Source organism: Pseudolactococcus yaeyamensis, assembly GCF_054658615.1.
The window spans coordinates 1-17,477 of the sequence record NZ_BAAGGP010000063.1; the positions used below are offsets into that span (position 1 = coordinate 1).

At 41.2% G+C, this 17,477-nt stretch carries 16 protein-coding genes and 1 tRNA gene; 13 read left to right on the plus strand and 4 right to left on the minus strand.

Features of this window, described 5'->3' with window-relative positions; genetic code table 11:
* Positions 1-179: 179 nt before the first annotated feature.
* Positions 180-1,613 (minus strand): UDP-N-acetylmuramoyl-L-alanyl-D-glutamate--L-lysine ligase, encoded by a 1,434-nt coding sequence (locus ACYQ21_RS11145; RefSeq protein ID WP_460058499.1) that lies wholly within the window; start codon positions 1,611-1,613, stop codon positions 180-182.
* A 122-nt stretch (positions 1,614-1,735) separates the two neighbouring features.
* On the minus strand, positions 1,736-2,335 hold the full coding sequence (locus ACYQ21_RS11150; RefSeq protein ID WP_460058512.1) for a nitroreductase family protein: 600 nt from the start codon (positions 2,333-2,335) through the stop codon (positions 1,736-1,738).
* A 117-nt stretch (positions 2,336-2,452) separates the two neighbouring features.
* Here ACYQ21_RS11150 and ACYQ21_RS11155 point away from each other — a divergent pair, with 117 nt between their 5' ends.
* The 7 genes from ACYQ21_RS11155 to rsmA all read left to right on the plus strand — a co-directional run bounded on the left by ACYQ21_RS11155 (position 2,453) and on the right by rsmA (position 8,094).
* Positions 2,453-2,767 carry a winged helix-turn-helix transcriptional regulator gene (locus ACYQ21_RS11155; RefSeq protein WP_460058500.1) on the plus strand — a complete coding sequence of 105 codons (315 nt, stop codon included), beginning with the start codon at positions 2,453-2,455 and terminating at the stop codon, positions 2,765-2,767.
* A 92-nt stretch (positions 2,768-2,859) separates the two neighbouring features.
* Complete coding sequence (gene mutM, locus ACYQ21_RS11160; RefSeq protein WP_460058501.1) at positions 2,860-3,693, plus strand: DNA-formamidopyrimidine glycosylase; 834 nt, start codon at positions 2,860-2,862, stop codon at positions 3,691-3,693.
* A 118-nt stretch (positions 3,694-3,811) separates the two neighbouring features.
* Entirely contained in the window at positions 3,812-4,984 is a 1,173-nt protein-coding gene (recA, locus tag ACYQ21_RS11165; RefSeq protein ID WP_460058502.1) for a recombinase RecA, read from the plus strand.
* Between the two features lie 177 nt (positions 4,985-5,161).
* A complete protein-coding gene (gene spx, locus ACYQ21_RS11170) occupies positions 5,162-5,560 on the plus strand; it encodes a transcriptional regulator Spx (RefSeq protein ID WP_094785266.1) in 399 nt (132 codons plus the stop codon).
* A 323-nt stretch (positions 5,561-5,883) separates the two neighbouring features.
* A complete protein-coding gene (locus tag ACYQ21_RS11175) occupies positions 5,884-6,666 on the plus strand; it encodes a TatD family hydrolase (protein ID WP_460058503.1) in 783 nt (260 codons plus the stop codon).
* Complete coding sequence (gene rnmV, locus ACYQ21_RS11180; protein ID WP_460058504.1) at positions 6,659-7,231, plus strand: ribonuclease M5; 573 nt, start codon at positions 6,659-6,661, stop codon at positions 7,229-7,231. Before ACYQ21_RS11175 ends, rnmV begins: the two co-directional genes overlap by 8 nt.
* On the plus strand, positions 7,222-8,094 hold the full coding sequence (gene rsmA, locus ACYQ21_RS11185) for a 16S rRNA (adenine(1518)-N(6)/adenine(1519)-N(6))-dimethyltransferase RsmA (protein ID WP_460058505.1): 873 nt from the start codon (positions 7,222-7,224) through the stop codon (positions 8,092-8,094). Before rnmV ends, rsmA begins: the two co-directional genes overlap by 10 nt.
* Positions 8,095-8,132: 38 nt before the next feature.
* Here rsmA and ACYQ21_RS11190 read toward each other — a convergent pair whose 3' ends face one another.
* Complete coding sequence (locus tag ACYQ21_RS11190; RefSeq protein ID WP_460058513.1) at positions 8,133-8,528, minus strand: GNAT family N-acetyltransferase; 396 nt, start codon at positions 8,526-8,528, stop codon at positions 8,133-8,135.
* Between the two features lie 190 nt (positions 8,529-8,718).
* On the opposite strand from ACYQ21_RS11190, the gene ACYQ21_RS11195 reads away from it, so the two are divergent.
* From ACYQ21_RS11195 to ACYQ21_RS11205, 3 genes are all read left to right on the plus strand, one after another.
* Positions 8,719-9,846 carry an AI-2E family transporter gene (locus tag ACYQ21_RS11195; protein WP_460058506.1) on the plus strand — a complete coding sequence of 376 codons (1,128 nt, stop codon included), beginning with the start codon at positions 8,719-8,721 and terminating at the stop codon, positions 9,844-9,846.
* Positions 9,847-9,946: 100 nt separating this feature from the next.
* Positions 9,947-11,296 carry a hemolysin family protein gene (locus ACYQ21_RS11200; protein WP_460058507.1) on the plus strand — a complete coding sequence of 450 codons (1,350 nt, stop codon included), beginning with the start codon at positions 9,947-9,949 and terminating at the stop codon, positions 11,294-11,296.
* A 297-nt stretch (positions 11,297-11,593) separates the two neighbouring features.
* A complete protein-coding gene (locus ACYQ21_RS11205; protein ID WP_460058508.1) occupies positions 11,594-12,724 on the plus strand; it encodes a cation:proton antiporter in 1,131 nt (376 codons plus the stop codon).
* A gap of 318 nt (positions 12,725-13,042) precedes the next feature.
* On the opposite strand, the gene ACYQ21_RS11210 is transcribed toward ACYQ21_RS11205, so the two are convergent.
* Positions 13,043-13,125, minus strand: a tRNA-Leu gene (locus tag ACYQ21_RS11210).
* A gap of 253 nt (positions 13,126-13,378) precedes the next feature.
* On the opposite strand from ACYQ21_RS11210, the gene ACYQ21_RS11215 reads away from it, so the two are divergent.
* From ACYQ21_RS11215 to ACYQ21_RS11225, 3 genes are read left to right on the plus strand one after another with little or no spacing between them, the layout of a single operon-like run.
* Positions 13,379-14,101, plus strand: a complete 723-nt coding sequence (locus ACYQ21_RS11215) for a DeoR/GlpR family DNA-binding transcription regulator (protein WP_460058509.1) — start codon at positions 13,379-13,381, stop codon at positions 14,099-14,101.
* The gene (gene pfkB, locus ACYQ21_RS11220; protein WP_460058510.1) at positions 14,079-14,990 is read left to right on the plus strand and encodes a 1-phosphofructokinase; all 912 of its coding nucleotides are present in this window, start codon (positions 14,079-14,081) and stop codon (positions 14,988-14,990) included. The genes ACYQ21_RS11215 and pfkB overlap by 23 nt, the downstream gene beginning before the upstream one ends.
* 33 nt (positions 14,991-15,023) lie before the next feature.
* Positions 15,024-16,958, plus strand: coding sequence for a fructose-specific PTS transporter subunit EIIC (locus ACYQ21_RS11225; protein WP_460058511.1), 1,935 nt, complete (start codon positions 15,024-15,026; stop codon positions 16,956-16,958).
* Positions 16,959-17,477 lie beyond the last annotated feature (519 nt).

Sequence of the window (17,477 nt, forward strand, 5' to 3'; positions counted from 1 at the left end):
GCGCGGATCTGTGACGCTTTCTAAATACGCGTAGATTTCGTACATCATGAACTCCCTTAATAGCTTTTCTTTTACTTTAACATAAATAGAGATACTAGGGAACTATTTATTTCATGCGTTTGTCGTGCCATGAAAGTAGGGAAGGATACCCAAAAAACGCACGAGGCGTTTTCATCAGTTTACAAATATTTCTCAGCAATCTTACGATCCCCCGCATAAGGCTCACGCACACCGTTGACGATTTGATAGGCATCGACACCTTTTCCAGCGATAATGACCGCATCAGCAGCACTAGAAGTGCCCGCCATCGCTGTCCGAATCGCAGTCTCGCGGTCGATGATTATCTGAACATCACGAGAGATAAAACTCGCAATCTCACGCGCAATCTCAGCAGGATCCTCAAAATTCGGATCATCCGCAGTCAAAATCACTTCTATCTCAGGGAACTGCTCCAAAAGCTCGCCCACACCTTGACGACGACTCTCTCCCTTATTGCCCGTCGTGCCCATCACAAGCACGACGCGCCCCGTTTGATATGGAGTTACCACATCAATCAGTTTTTCTAAACTATCCGCATTATGCGCATAATCGACAAACACCTTAGCCCCATTGGCTTGCGTCAGCACCTCCATGCGCCCGGGTACAGTTGTTTTTGCCACACCAATTTTCGCATCAGATAGGCTCGCCCCTAGGCGAATGGCAGCCAGACTTGCAGCAAGGGCATTTTCTTGATTAAAACGGCCAATTAACTGAATCTCAAAATTGCTATCAAGGGCAGAAAAAGAGAAAGCCTCAGAGTTTGAAATCGGGTGCTCAGACCCCGCCCCATAAAAGGCAGTCTCACCTGTTAACTCAGATTTAACAAAGTCAAAATGCGCCATCTCAGCATTAACAACCGCATAGCGGGAATTAGCTAGCAACTGACGTTTGCAGTAGAAGTAGTCCTCAAAAGTCGGGTGTTCGATAGGGCCGATATGGTCAGGCGAAATATTAAGGAAAACCCCGACATCAAAAGTTAGCCCATAAACGCGTGCGGTTTTATAAGCCTGTGATGAGACTTCCATGACCAAATGCGTCATGCCATTACTAACAGCCTCACGCATCATCCGAAAGAGGTCAAGACTTTCAGGTGTCGTCAGTTGTGATTTGAAAAAAGTCTTGCCATCAAGTGTTGTCTCCATGGTTGAAAACATAGCGGTTTTATCACCATTATGTGTATCTAGGATATTTTTAGCAAAGTAAGCAGCAGTTGTTTTTCCTTTGGTACCAGTAAAAGCAAGTGTTTTAAGCTCATTTTGTGGTTGACCATAGAAAGCCATGGCAATCAAACTCATGGCGTGCTTGACGTCATTGACAATGATGGCTGGGATGTCAACCTTATAATCTGTTTCAGACACATAGAAAGGAATGGCCAAATCTGCCAGAAACTCACGCTTGAAATTCAGTCCCTTGGCAAAAAAGAGGGTATTGTCTGTCACATCACGACTATCATAAGAGAGTTGACGAAATGTCAGTTCCTGATGAGGGGCGCTAAAATAAGCGCCATCACGGATAATGTCACGAAAATTGTGGTCATGTTTTAAAATAGCTATCACAGTCTTTAAAGTTATCATGACTTTATTATATCATGAAAGCAATTCATTTTTGAGTCACGTAAATATGTATTTTAGTGGTAAACTATAATATAAATAGCTGAATTTGACAAAGGTTTGAATTTGAGGCATACCTACTCATCTTATCTTATGATTGTGGTAAAATCTTCTAATTCATAACGGATACGTGGATAACCTGGAGCAATAGCTTTACCAACAGGTAATAACAGCATAGCTTCATATTCGTTTGGAATGGCAAGATAGTCTTTTACCTTTTCAAAATCTCCCCCTCTCATAGGAACGGCATCATATCCAAAAGCACGGACAATGTGCATAAGATTCATTGAGAACAATCCTAAATCAAACTTCAAGCCTTCTATACCAATATCTTCTGGGTGTAGATTTAAATATTCTTTGACTCTCTCTTCACGATTCTGTCTATTCTCGGTACTTAGAATACCTTTTTCAATATTGAAATCCATTATTTTGTCAATGTTATAGAGACTAGCATCTCCTAGTATCATCAAAACAAATGACGTCTCCTTAACCTGTCTTTGTTGTCCTGCAAATGACATGATTCTCTCTTGCCTGTTCTTATTTGCAACGGCAAAAACTTTCCAAGGTTGAAAATTATTATTAGAAGGGGCGTTTGCAGCATGTCTTAAAATTTCTTCAATTTTAGATTGCTCGATTACGTCATTAGGGTCAAAATGTCTGACAGAAACGCGGGCATTTAAAAAAATCTAGGTGGGTCATCAATCTATATCTCTTTTCTATTTAACTTATTTTTATTATAATAGTTGCAATGGAAATATCAAGTACGCACTTTTTTGTTACTGTAAAACGTGAGAGGAAAACAGATGTCTGAAAATGAATGTGGTCTGTCTAAAGTTATGACTATTCTAGGTGGCAAGTGGCAAATGCCTATTTTATGGCATATTTCTCAACACCCCAATATTCGATTTAATCAGTTAAAAAGAGAAGTAGATGGGATAACTAATATCATGCTCGTTCGCTGTCTTGAAAAATTACTCGACTTTGATTTAGTGAAGAAAACGGATTTTAAGACAGTACCACCGCATGTAGAATATGCCTTAACCGATAAAGGGGAAGCGCTTATGCCATTTTTATATGATATCAATACTTGGAGAAAAGAATTTAATTTTAATTTATAGAAGAATAAAATCAAGATTGCTAATGAGAGAGCAGCGTAAATGATGATAGGTGTTATCTTCATCCTTGCTGCATGACATGAGGAGGAAACACTATGCCAGAATTACCAGAAGTCGAAACCGTCAGACGCGACCTTAATAAACTTGTTCGTGGTCAAAAAATCACGGCACTTCGAATTATCTATACTCGAATGATCAAGTCTGATTTGACAGAATTTAAAACCTATCTCATCAATCAAACGATTCACGAGGTCAATCGTCGTGGCAAATATTTGCTGTTTGATTTAGGCGAGCAGACCATGGTCAGTCATCTGCGTATGGAAGGCAAATGGCTGAGCTATCCTAGCAACGATATGCCAGACAATAAGCATTTCCACGGTTTTTTCGACTTATCAAACGGTCAAACCCTCGTCTATCAAGATGTCCGCAAATTTGGCACGATGGAACTTGTCAAAACAGCCGAACTTGCTGATTTCTTTAGCCGTAAAAAAATTGGACCTGAACCAACAGAAACAGATTTTGATTTAAAAACGTTGCAACATCAGCTCTCAGGTAGTCAAAAGAAGATTAAACCCTACTTATTGGATCAGTCTTTAGTAGCAGGTCTGGGGAATATTTATGTGGATGAGGTTTTGTGGCTGGCTAAAATTCATCCGTCTGAAATCTCTCGACACCTATCCCCTAAAAAAGTGGCAGAGCTTAGACGTTCAGTCATCTATATCTTAGCAGAAGGTGTCAAACATGGGGGCTCTACCATTCGCAGCTATAAAAATGCGCTTGGGCTTGATGGCACCATGCAAAATTACTTGCAAGTTTATGGTAAGACAGGTCAGCCGTGTGCGCGATGTGGCACGCCAATCAAGAAGTATAAACTGGCTGGGCGTGGGACGCATTTTTGTCCTAAGTGTCAGAAATTAAAAAAAGTTTGAGCAAGTTGGTGGTGCTTTACGTATATAAAAGTGAGCAGAAAAATGCTATAATAAGGTATTGTGAAAGTTTTGCAGTTGCGCATGAGAAGGTGCTGTATCAGAATCGAGGAGAGAAACATTGGCAAAAAAAGCTAAGAAAAATTTAGACGATATTACGAAAAAATTTGGTGAAGAACGTGAAAAAGCGCTGAATGATGCCCTGAAAGTCATCGAAAAAGACTTCGGTAAAGGCGCATTGATGCGTCTGGGGGATAAAGCTGAACAAAAAGTTCAGGTCATGAGTTCAGGTTCGTTGGCGCTTGATATTGCTTTGGGTGCGGGTGGCTATCCTAAGGGTCGGATTATCGAAATCTACGGTCCAGAGTCGTCAGGGAAGACAACGGTTGCCCTTCATGCCGTAGCGCAAGCCCAAAAAGAAGGTGGCATTGTAGCCTTTATTGATGCAGAACACGCACTTGACCCCGCTTATGCAGCGGCACTTGGCGTTAATATTGATGAGCTCTTGCTCTCTCAACCAGACTCTGGTGAACAAGGTCTCGAAATAGCAGGTAAACTGATTGATTCGGGTGCCATTGATCTAGTCGTGATTGACTCAGTCGCGGCTCTCGTGCCACGTGCTGAAATTGATGGGGACATCGGTGATTCTCACGTTGGTTTGCAAGCGCGTATGATGTCGCAAGCTATGCGTAAATTATCTTCGTCTATTAATAAAACGAAAACAATCGCTATCTTTATTAACCAATTGCGTGAAAAAGTTGGTGTCATGTTTGGTAGCCCAGAAACAACACCGGGTGGTCGCGCGCTGAAGTTCTATGCCTCTGTTCGTCTTGATGTCCGCGGCAACACAAAAATCAATGGGACTGGTGCTGACAAAGATGTAGCAATGGGGAAAGAAACTAATATTAAAGTTGTGAAAAACAAGGTGGCGCCACCCTTTAAAGTTGCAGAAGTTGAAATCATGTTCGGTGAAGGGATTTCTCGGACTGGCGAGCTAGTCAAAATCGCAACTGGTTTGGAGATTATCAAAAAAGCAGGCGCTTGGTTCTCTTACAATGATGAAAAAATCGGTCAGGGTTCTGAAAAAGCGAAGCTTTACTTGAAAGAACATCCAGAAGTATTTGATGAAATCGACCGTAAAGTGCGTGAAAAATTTGGCTTGATTGAAGGTGAACAAGCTGAACAAACCGAAGAAAAAACAACAAAAAAAACAAGCAAAGCGAAAAAAGCAAAACAAGAAGCAGAACCTGAATTAGTTTCTCTCGATTTAGACACGATTGAAATTGAAGAGTAGGGATTACTTGCGGTAAAAAATAAAAGGGATATTAAACTTTTTAAACAAAGAGCTAATAATTGCTTTAAAAAGTGAAGTTTTTATGGAATAGGTCTTTTGACTGATGACAAAATATGTTATAATTGGTATCATATAAATAACACGAAATGCGTTAGAAGTACCAACACGGAGGTCAATATGATAACAATTTACACAGCACCATCCTGCACGAGCTGTAAAAAAGCTAAGTTATGGTTAGGTCAGCATGACATTTCCTATGATGAGAGGAATATTATGTCGTTTCCCTTATCAACAGATGAAGTCAAACATATTTTAGAAAAATGTGACGATGGTATTGAATCTTTGATTTCAAATCGGAATCGATTCGTGAAATCATTAAATGTTGATTTTGAGGAGCTTTCTTTGTCAGAAGCGGTCACCATTATTTCTGAAAATCCACAAATTCTACGTCGTCCGATTATTATGGATGATAAACGCCTACACATTGGTTACAATGAAGAAGAAATTCGCGCATTTTTGCCACGTAGTGTCCGCGTTTTAGAAAATGATGGCTTGCGCTTACGTGATGCCATTTAAACAATTGAGGTCGTTGCGTGATGAAACTGTCCATGATTAATGGGCAGTTTTTTGATGGGTTACGATTTGACTAGAAAGTTGTTGATGATAAAATCGGACAAAGCCAAAAGAGTCTAGGACAAAAGTTTTCTAAAACTAAGTCATAAAAACAATTAGGCGAGATGAAATTTTTAAAGTTGAGGTGAAACCGAGTGTCAAATAAATGTTATAATAGGAGAAATAGTTTTGGATATTTGGAAAATGTTTCATGTGAAACATATGAAGTCAAATTGACATGATTGCTTGATTGTGTCAAGTGATACCGTAAGTACCTGAAATAGAAAATGGAGAAACACGTGATATTTGATACCCATACCCACTTAAACGTTGCAAATTTTGCAGGTCGTGAAGCTGAAGAAATTGAGAAAGCGCATGAATTTGGTGTGACCAAACTCAATATTGTCGGGTTTGATACGCCAACGCTTGCGCAAAGTTTGGCTTTGTCAAAAACTTATGATAACCTGTATTCGACTATTGGCTGGCATCCGACAGAGGCTGGGTCTTATACACCTGAGATTGAAGCCATGATTATCCAGCAGTTGGTCAATCCAAAAGTGATTGCCCTAGGCGAAATCGGTTTAGATTATCACTGGCTGGAAGACCCCAAAGACGTGCAAGAAACAGTTTTCCGTCGTCAAATTCAGTTGTCCAAAACGCATGATTTACCTTTTGTTGTTCACACCCGTGATGCTATGACAGACACTTATGATATCATCAAGTCTGAAGGCGTCGGCCCACGTGGTGGCATCATGCACTCTTTTTCAGGTACTTATGAAGAAGCCAAGCAATTTTTAGATTTGGGCATGATGATTTCTTTCTCAGGTGTGGTGACCTTTAAAAAGGCACTGGAACTCCAAGAAGCAGCGGCTAAGTTACCACTTGATAGGCTCTTAGTTGAAACCGATGCCCCCTATCTTGCGCCCATGCCCTTTCGGGGTCGGGAAAATACACCCGCCTATACCAAGTTTGTCGTCGAAAAACTCGCTGACCTACGCGGTATTTCTGCAGATGAAGTTGCGCAAGCGACTTATGACAATGCCATGAGGATTTTTAACCTTCATGACTGATAAACGTAAAATTTCCGAAGTCATTGTCGTCGAAGGCAAAGATGATACGGCTAATCTCAAACGCTATTACGATGTTGACACCTATGAAACGCAAGGGTCTGCGATTTCAGATGATGATTTGGAGCGGATTGAGCGTTTACAAGACTTACGTGGCGTCATCGTCTTTACAGACCCTGACCATAGTGGTGAGCGTATTCGCCGCATCATCATGACCGCCATTCCTACAGTCAAGCACGCCTTTCTCAATCGAGATGAGGCCAAGCCAAAATCAAAGACCAAAGGCCGTTCCCTCGGGGTGGAACATGCGAGTTATGACGATTTAGAGAAGGCCCTAGGGCACTTAACGTCGAATTTTGATGATGACACTGTCTTTGACATGACGCATGGCGACTTGGTTAGGCTGGGTTTAATCGGGCATACAGACAGCCGGCAAAGACGAGAATATCTGGGTCAGACACTCAGAATTGGCTATAGCAATGCGAAACAACAGCTCAAACGTCTAGAATTGTTTGGCATTACCCTAGCAGAAGTTGAAAAAATAATGGAGAATTATTCATGCACATAGCAGATTACCGCGTTACCAAAGCCATCCTAGACCGTCATGGCTTCTCATTCAAGAAAAGTCTGGGGCAAAATTTCCTGACAGATACCAATATCTTGCAGAAAATCGTCGATACAGCTGAGATTGACCGCAAGGTCAATGTCATCGAAATTGGCCCGGGTATTGGCGCTTTAACAGAATTTATCGCTGAAAATGCGGCAGAAGTCATGGCTTTTGAAATCGACGACCGTTTGATACCGATTTTAGCGGATACGCTACGTGATTTTGACAATGTCACTGTCATCGATGAAGATGTCCTAAAAGCTGACTTGCAGACACACATCCGCAATTTCAAAAATCCCGACCTGCCCATCAAAGTCGTGGCCAACCTTCCCTACTATATCACTACGCCAATCTTGATGTATCTGATTGAAAGTAAAATTCCCTTCACCGAGTTCGTCGTCATGATGCAAAAAGAAGTTGCCGACCGCATCTCAGCGGCGCCTAACACCAAAGCCTACGGTAGCCTCTCTATCGCCGTTCAGTACTACATGACTGCGCAAGTCGCCTTCATCGTACCGAAAACTGTCTTCGTTCCAGCACCTAACGTGGACTCTGCCATCCTCAAGATGACACGGTGCGATGCGCCAATGGTGGAGCTTTCGGACGAGGACTTCTTTTTCAAAGTCGCAAAACTCGCCTTTCTCCACAGACGTAAAACGCTCTGGAACAATCTCCAGTCAGCCTTTGGTAAGACAGAAGAAGTTCGCAACCAACTCACACAAGCCTTGGAAGTTGCGGGTATTTCGCCACAAATTCGTGGGGAAGCACTCTCAATTCCAGAATTTGCTAAGTTATCTGAGGCACTCTTACCTTTAAAAAAATAAGACAAGAAAAAATAGTTTGACATCGAAAATGTGTCAAACTATTTTTTCATGGCAACATGCTGGATGCCAGCATCCAAAAAAATATCACCAAAAGGCTCAAAGCCTAACTTTTCATAGAAAGAGATAGCTTGTAGCTGGGCATGAAGCTCTACTAGCTTGAAATGCTGAGTCTGTAAAAAGTCTAGGACATGCACCATCAGTTGGTGGGCATATCCCTGACCTCTGTAAGGTTTGAGCGTCGCGACACGCTGGATCAAAGCCTGCTCACCATTTGCCGAAGGCAAGATGCGCAAGGTCGAAACAGCCGTCTCGTCTTGGTCATCAAGTAGCAAAACGAAGTGGACGGCATAGGCTTCGTCTTTGTCGATTTCGAGGGAAAGGGGGACTTGCTGTTCTTTGACGAATACGGTATTTCGGATTTTGAGCGACTGGATATAGACATCTGATAAAGTATCACGGTATGCTTGATTTTCATGGGTCTCCTATTTGTTTGGGCGGTAAATGTGAGGGATTTGGGCACAAAAACCGCATTTTGGTCAAAATCTGTTATAATTAAGGTAATTATATCAAATTTTTGGAGAAGATGTACTGTGCGGGTTCGCTGCTCAGTCTAGTAGGTGGGACATGTTTAAAAGATCGAAATTATTTTTTTGGACGATAGAGATACTGGCTGTTGTGGCTTTGATTTGGCTGATGACACATATCAGTTTTGTTTTCAAACCAGTGACAACCCTGTTTTCAATGGTTTTCCTGCCCTTTATCATCGCAGGTTTTCTATATTATGTTTTTAATCCGCTAGTCTCTTACTTAGAGAAAAAATTTAAGTTAAAACGGATTTGGGGCATCGTGGTCGTTTTCATTTTGATTATCGGTATTTTCGTCTATACCGTGATGTCACTGGTGCCAAGCATTATCACGCAGTTGTCAGACTTAATTAAGGCATCGGGTAATATCTATCCTCAGTTACAAAAATGGTTGGAGAAATTGTCCGAGAATCCTGCGTTTAGCGAGATTGACTTCAAGGCGCTGCTCAATAAAGCCAATATCAGCTACATGGATGTTTTGCAAAATCTACTGTCTGGTGTGACCCTGAGTGTGTCTAATGTTGTTGCGGTTGTCTCAAAAATTTTCATGGTATTGGCTTTAGTCCCTGTCTTGCTTTTTTACATGCTGAAAGACGGCAAGAACATGCTACCGTTTTTGAAAAAAACAGTCTTAAAATCAGATAGACTAAATATCGTCGGTCTCTTAAATGATATGAATGGCACAATTTCCAAATTTATCAGTGGCGCTGCGATTGACTGTTTGTTTATCTTTGTGACGGTCTTTATCTCTTACTTAATTATTGGCATCCCCTATGCCTTCTTGTTTGCAGCTTTTGCGGCAGTGACTAACCTCATTCCTTATCTCGGTCCCTATATCGGCTTGCTGCCAGTTGTCTTGACAGTGGTCTTTACTAACCCTGTTCAAGCGCTGATTGCCGTGCTGATTGTCCTGACCTTGCAACAAATTGATGGTAACATCATCTATCCGAAAGTTGTGGGTTCAGCTGTTGAAGTTCACCCTGTGACCATTATGGTGCTCATGCTTGTCGTTGGAAGTCTCTATGGTCTTGTCGGGATGTTAATCGCAGTGCCCTTCTATTCACTGGTCAAAGAAGTCGTCAAATTCTCATGGCGACTTTGGGAAAATCATAAACAGACACGACTTGAAGCGACTGAAAACAAGAAGTATGATATAATAGAAAAATAATGTCCTAACAGGCTTTTTTGGCTGATGTTTGCTACATCTTTTGAAAAATGCTAGTAGGCTTAATACTTATCACTGAAACGACACTGGAGGAATACAACTCATGCACCCTGACCCCGAAAGTCAGTCCTTATTATTTCAAATTGGTTTATTGATCGTTTTGACCATCATTAATGCCCTCTTTTCGGGTGCTGAAATGGCGCTTGTCTCAACTAGCCGTGCGCGTGTTGAGCAAAGAACTGAAGAAGGCGATAAGAAGTATCAACAACTACTCGACATTCTCAATCAACCGAGCAATTTTCTGTCAACGATTCAAATCGGGATTACCCTGATCAATATCTTGTCAGGGGCGAGTCTCGCTGATACCTTAGCTTCAAAACTCACACCTGTTCTGGGTGGGACGCCGACAGCTAAAAATTTAGCAACCGTCATCATCCTTGCCATTTTGACCTATGTCTCAATCGTTTTTGGTGAGCTCTATCCCAAACGCATCGCGCAAAATCTTAAGGAAAAATATGCCTTGGCAGCGGTTATGCCACTGAAAATTTTGGGCGGCATCATGAGTCCTTTTGTTTGGCTATTAGCCACCTCGACCAATGTTCTCAGTAAACTAACACCGATGACTTTTGATGACAATGCTGAGAATATGACGCGTGACGAAATCGAGTATATTCTAAATGCTGATAGTAGTGCACTGGATGAAAATGAGCGTGAGATGCTGGCGGGTGTTTTCAGTCTGGATGAGTTGATGGCGCGTGAGATTATGGTGCCAAGAACTGATGCTTTTATGATTGATATCAGCGAAGGGATTCATGATAATATTGCAGCTATTCTCTCGCAAAACTATAGTAGAATTCCTGTCTATATTGATGATAAAGATAAGGTCGTCGGTGTTTTACATACTAAAACACTATTGAAAAGTGCCTATGAAAAAGGCTTTGACAAATTAGATTTACGATCAATTTTACAGGAGCCACTCTTTGTTCCGGAAACGATTTTTGTCGATGATCTCTTGCGTGAACTCAAGAAAACGCAAAATCAAATGGCTATTTTGCTCAATGAATATGGTGGTGTTGAAGGAATTGTTACCCTTGAAGACCTCTTAGAGGAAATCGTCGGCGAGATTGAAGACGAGTCTGATATCGCTGAGAAAGATGTCTTCCAAATTAACGATCACATCTATATTGTCAAAGGTGGTCTGACCCTGAATGACTTTAATGAATATTTCGATACTTATCTAGAATCAGATGACGTTGATACGATTGCTGGCTATTTCATGGCAGGGATTGGTGCTATTCCAAGTGAAAAAGAACAGATTGACTATGATGTTAAGACTGAAAAAGATAATTTGACTTTAACTAGTCTGGAAGTTGATGGCACACGTCTCGTTAAGCTACGTGTCACCTTCCATGAAGCTGTCGATGAAAATGATAGCGATAATGATGACAAATAAGCATACGGTGGGCGTCTGGGCAGACGCTCATTTTTTGTTTAAAAAAATACAATTATAAGGGCACCTCTAAAAACTCAGATTTGCCTCTTTTGGCTAAATTTTCCTATCGCGTCGTTATTGCTTCGCACCTTGCAGTAGCAAATGGGCTTTCTGTGGCGAGCAATCGCAGCCACAAGCCTTGTCGCAATGCCTAGCGCTAGAAATATTTAACTCAAAAGTCATCAAAAGCAGTTTTTAGAGGTACCCATAAGTTGTGTCGTTGAAGTTGATGTGAAAAGTTGAGAAAAGGAAAATGGAATGCAGGAGTTAATTTACATTACGATTATTTTAGGTGCCAGTCTTTTTGTCACAGTTATTTCTAGACGGATTGGTATTCCAGTAGTTGTTGGTCAGATTTTGATTGGCATCATTTTGACGCCTAGTATGTTGGGCCTTATTCATGGTACGCATACATTAGACTTTTTGGCTGAAATTGGTGTGATTTTATTGATGTTTTTGGCAGGGCTTGAGAGCGACTTTGACTTATTGAAAAAGTATATGAAACCCAGTTTGGTCATTGCAATTTTCAGTGTATTGGTACCGTTACTCATTTATGCTGGGGTTACGACTTATATTGGGTATAAGCTACCAGTAGCTATTTTTTATGGTATTGTCTTTTCAGCAACCAGTGTGTCGATTACGGTTGAGGTTTTGCAAGAGTATGGTAAGTTATCTTCTCGAGCAGGCGCAGTCATTTTAGGCGCAGCTGTTGTTGATGATATTTTAGCAGTATTAGTGCTAAGTTTTTTTATGAGTTCACAAACATCTAGCGGAAATATTGGGTTGAAATTGGTCATGCAAGTTATCTTCTTGCTTTTTCTCTATCTTGCCTTCAAATGGTTGATACCTATAATTTCTCATTTTGTCGGTCGACTTGATATCTATGGAAAATATATGTCTACAAGTCTACTGATTTGTTTTATCTTTTCGCTCCTCGCTAATTCAGTGGGTATGAGTGCAGTGATTGGTGCATTTTTTGCCGGTTTAGCGATTGGTCAAACAGATATGGCTGAAAAGATTGAAGTTGCTATCAGTCAGATAGCTTATGTTTTTTTCATTCCTATCTTCTTTGTGACAATTGCCTTACCCATTGATTTTTCGAGTCTATTTAGAAAGCCACTATTTTTAATTTTTTTAATAGTTGTGGCTGTTTTATCAAAATTTTTACCAAGTTATTTTGTTTCTCGCGGTTTCAAATTTTCTAAACATGAAAGTCTGCTAATCGGTAGTGGTATGGTCAGTCGTGGAGAAATGGCCTTAATTGTGGCTCAGATAGGACTTTCGACTAAGCTGATTGGGACAACTATGTATAGTGAACTTGTTGTTGTGATTGTTTTCTCGACGCTAATTGCGCCATTCTTAATCAAAACGACCTTAGATGAAAGTTAAACCCCTTTTGATAAGTTAGAAAGAAATGGAAATCGGGAAACTAAAAAGAGGTTGGGACAAAAAGCTTCAAAAATGGATAGATTAAATGATGCTAACTTTCGACTTTTCACAGATTCTTGATTTTTTCAATGGTAGCAACGTTTTTCTTGCTAATTCCGTATTGTTTTGGCAAAAGAATACCAATTTCACACAAAATAGGCTATGAACGTTTCCGTTTAATATCGGAAATGGTTCATAGCCTATTTTTTTAGAAGCCTTTTGTCCCAGCCTATTTAGCAGTTTAGAATCTTGAAGTAAGATTCTAAACTGCTTTTATGATGCGGAGAAAGGGATTTGAACCCTCACACCCGTACGGATACATGCACCTGAAGCATGCGCGTCTGCCATTCCGCCACCTCCGCTTGACTACTTCATTATAGCAAAAAAGTGAGAAAAATGTCGGATAAAAGTTAGGATTAAAATTTCTATTTTTATAATAAATGATAGTTTTTGGAAGAAAGAAGCAGAAATGATTATTTTTGGAAGTTTTTGATAGAAAATGCTTGACAATGAATTATTTTGCTTGTATAATTGAACTGTAAACGGTTACGGCAAGTGTTGGATTTACCTGCCATTAGGTAAATATTGCTGAATCATTAGTCGAGGAGAATGACCATGCTAAAAAACGCCAGAAAACAAAAAATTTTAGATCTTGTCAATCATAAAGGCTATGTTGATTTGGAATTCTTATCACAAGCCTTGGATATAAGTGAATCAACGGTCAGACGTGATTTAACAGAGTTGGATGCGAGTCAACAACTCAGACGTGTCCATGGTGGAGCTGAAAGTTTATTGAACTTACGTTATGAAGAAGGTGTTGCTGAAAAATCTGTCAAAAACGTGCAAGCTAAGCAGATTATTGCACAAAGAGCAGTCAGCCATCTTAACAAGGATGATGTCATTTTCATGGATGCTGGGACAACCGTTGCTATGATGACTGACTATCTAACGGATGTGGAAAATATTACAGTTGTAACTAACTCAGTGCATACCGCATCAATCTTAATTGATAAAAAGATTAAGACGATTATCATCGGTGGTGCAGTTAAGCCAACAACAGAAGCTGTTACAGGTAATTTTGCGATTCAGCAGCTAGTGACCTTTAACTTTAGCAAGGCTTTCATCGGGGCGAATGGTATCTCACGAGATGGTGGGATCACAACGCCAGATGAAGAAGAAGCGACGATTAAACGTTTAGTTTTACGACAGTCCAAAAAGAAATATATTTTAGCTGACAGTTCAAAACTAGGCCAAATCTATTTTGCAAAAATTGCAGAATTTGATGACAAGATTGACATTATTACGGAGGACATACATGATTTACACAGTAACGCTTAACCCATCTATCGACTTTCTGATACGTTTACCAGAGTTCAAAGTCGGTGAAGTTAATCGCATGACTAGCGACGATAAATTCCCTGGTGGTAAAGGGATTAATGTGTCGCGTATCTTAGCTCGCCTCGGCTCCCACTCGACTGCCTTAGGGTTTCTTGGTGGCTTCACTGGTGCTTTTATCAAGGAAAAATTAGAAGCAGAAGATATTCAAACAGATTTTGTCAAGATTAAATCAGATACGCGCATCAATGTCAAAATCAAATCAAGTATCGAAAGCGAGATTAACGGTGCAGGACCGAAAATCTCAGCAGCAGAACGAGATGCCTTCTTTGCCAAACTTGATGCTTTGACAGCAACAGATATCGTTGTCCTTGCTGGCTCAGCACCAGCTAGCCTTGGGCAAGACTTCTATCTGGAGGTCATTAACAAAATCAAAGCGCAAGGTGCGGAGTTTGTCATTGATATCGAAGGGGACGTCTTGGTTAAATCTTTGATCAACCGCCCATTGGTTGTGAAACCTAACAACCATGAGCTAGGTGCTATCTACGGTGTCACGTTCGATAGCGTGGAAGAGTTGATTCCTTATGGTCACAAGTTGCTGGCTGATGGCGCACAATACGCCATGATTTCGATGGCAGGCGACGGTGCTTTGTTATTTGCAGATGGTAAAACTTACTTTGCCAAAGCGATTAAAGGGACTGTGAAAAATTCTGTTGGTGCTGGTGATTCGATGATTGCTGGTTTTGTCGGAGAATTTGGCAAGTCGCAGGATGTGCTCAAGGCTTTCCGTCAAGGTGTTGCCTGTGGGACGGCGACAGCTTTCTCAGATGATTTGGCAGAAGCAACCTTCATCCAAGAAATAGCTGACCAAGTGGTCATTGAAGAGTGTTAATTTGATTTAATTTATATTTAGAAAGGTTTTCTTATGAAAATTCAGGACTTATTACAAAAAGATGCGATGATTCTATCGCTCGAGGCGACAAACAAAGCAGATGCCATTTCAGAAATGGTCCAAAAACTCGTTGACACAGGCTATGTCACTGACTTTGATACGTTTAAAGATGGTATCTTAGCACGTGAAGCATTGACAACGACTGGTCTTGGTGATGGTATCGCAATGCCCCACAGCAAAAATGCCGCAGTTAAAGAAGCAGTCGTGTTATTTGCTAAGAAAGATGGTGGACTAGACTATGACTCATTAGATGGTCAACCAACTGATTTATTCTTCATGATTGCAGCACCGAATGGGGCGAACGACACGCATTTAGCAGCACTTGCTGAATTGTCTAAGTATCTGATGAAAGATGGTTTTGCGGATTCACTTCGTTCACTAGCAACGCCAGGCCAAGTATTAGCAGCATTTAACACCGCTGAAGCAGCCGTTGCTGCAATCAACAATGATGAAGATTTCGTCGTTGCGGTCACAGCTTGTACGACAGGTATCGCCCACACTTATATGGCTGAAGAAGCGCTTAAAAAACAAGCAAAAACGCTCGGTGTGGCAATTAAAGTCGAAACAAATGGCGCGTCAGGTGTCGGCAATAAACTGACAGCAGAAGACATCAAAAAAGCAAAAGGTGTGATTATCGCAGCTGATAAAGCAGTTGAAATGGAACGCTTCGATGGCAAACCCTTGATTTTGAAACCAGTTGCGGCTGGGATTCGTGAACCAGAAAACTTGATTAAAGAAGCACTTTCGGGTAACTTACCAACTTATAAATCAACAGGTCAAGCCCAAGAAAATGAATCTGAGGAAAAACTCAGCATCGGTAAAGCTTTCTATAAACACTTGATGAGTGGTGTTTCAAGCATGTTACCGTTCGTTATCGGTGGTGGGATTGCCATCGCCATTGCCTTTCTCATTGATAATGCCATGGGTGTCCCAAAAGACCAACTCGCTAACCTCGGTAGCTACCATGAATTAGCGTCAGTCTTCAAACAACTCGGTGGCGCAGCCTTTGGCTTCATGCTCCCAATCCTTGCCGGTTACATCGCCTACTCGATCGCTGAAAAACCGGGTCTAGTCGCTGGTTTCGTTGCAGGTGCGATTGCATCAAATGGTCTTGCCTTTGGTAAAGTCCCATTTGCCAGTGGTGGTGAGGAGACATTAGCGCTGGCTGGTGTACCGTCTGGTTTCCTAGGCGCGCTTGTCGGTGGTTTCCTAGCCGGTGGTGTTATCCTCATTCTCAAAAAAGTATTTTCTAATGTCCCACGCTCGCTTAACGGTATTGTTTCAATCTTGATTTACCCAGTATTAGGTGTTTTGATTACTGGTTTCCTCATGCTCTTTGTCAATATCCCAATGGCAGCCATTAACAGCGGTTTGAGCAATTTCTTGGATAGTTTGTCAGGCGCCAACGCCATCCTACTTGGTGCGCTACTGGGTGGTATGATGGCGATTGATATGGGTGGTCCATTCAACAAAACCGCTTATGTTTTTGGGACAGGAACACTTGCAGCGACAGTTGCTTCTGGTGGTTCAGTCGTTATGGCAGCAGTCATGGCTGGCGGCATGGTGCCACCGCTCGCAGTTTTTGTGGCAACCTTACTCTTTAAAGATAAATTTACCAAAGAAGAACAAAACTCAGGGTTGACCAATATCGTCATGGGCCTTTCCTTCATCACAGAGGGGGCGATTCCATTTGGTGCGGCTGACCCAGCGCGTGCCATTCCATCATTTATCCTCGGCTCTGCTGTCACAGGTGGTCTTGTCGGTGCGCTCGGCATTAAGCTCATGGCACCACATGGCGGTATCTTCGTGATTGCTTTGACAAGTAATCCAGTGATGTACTTGGTCGCCGTTGCCATTGGTGCTGTGATTTCAGGTCTTGTCTTTGGTATCTTGCGTAAAGCGAAATAAGTATTAAACTCATCTAAGTTTTTATCAGAGAAAAGAATGTCTGTTGTAGGCGTTCTTTTTTATTACCTTTTAATATAAAATATCAAAAAATAAGTTAAATATGATATAATTAAACGTAAAGCGATATATTTAATTGCATTAAGTAATAAAAATAGGAAAACTATTTATAAAAACTACAGGTAAACACTTGACAGAAAGGAGAAAACGGCGTATGCTCAGACAGACAGACAGACAGACAGACAGACAGACAGACAGACAGACAGACAGACAGACAGACAGACAGACATTTAATGGCTGCCGAAGTTTTTTTGACGACTCTTAAAACGGCATGTTGATTAATCTCAGAGGTTTAATCTGACTTTAATCTACATACCGTTTTTGCGTTAAAAAGAAAAAAATTTAAGGAGAAGTAAATGATGGTAAATCAGAAGAAGAAGGCCGCCGCAGGTGCTGCAGCCGCAACCCTGCTCTTACTGGGCAGTACTTATGCTTGGCAAAGCCAAAACCAGCATAAGACCA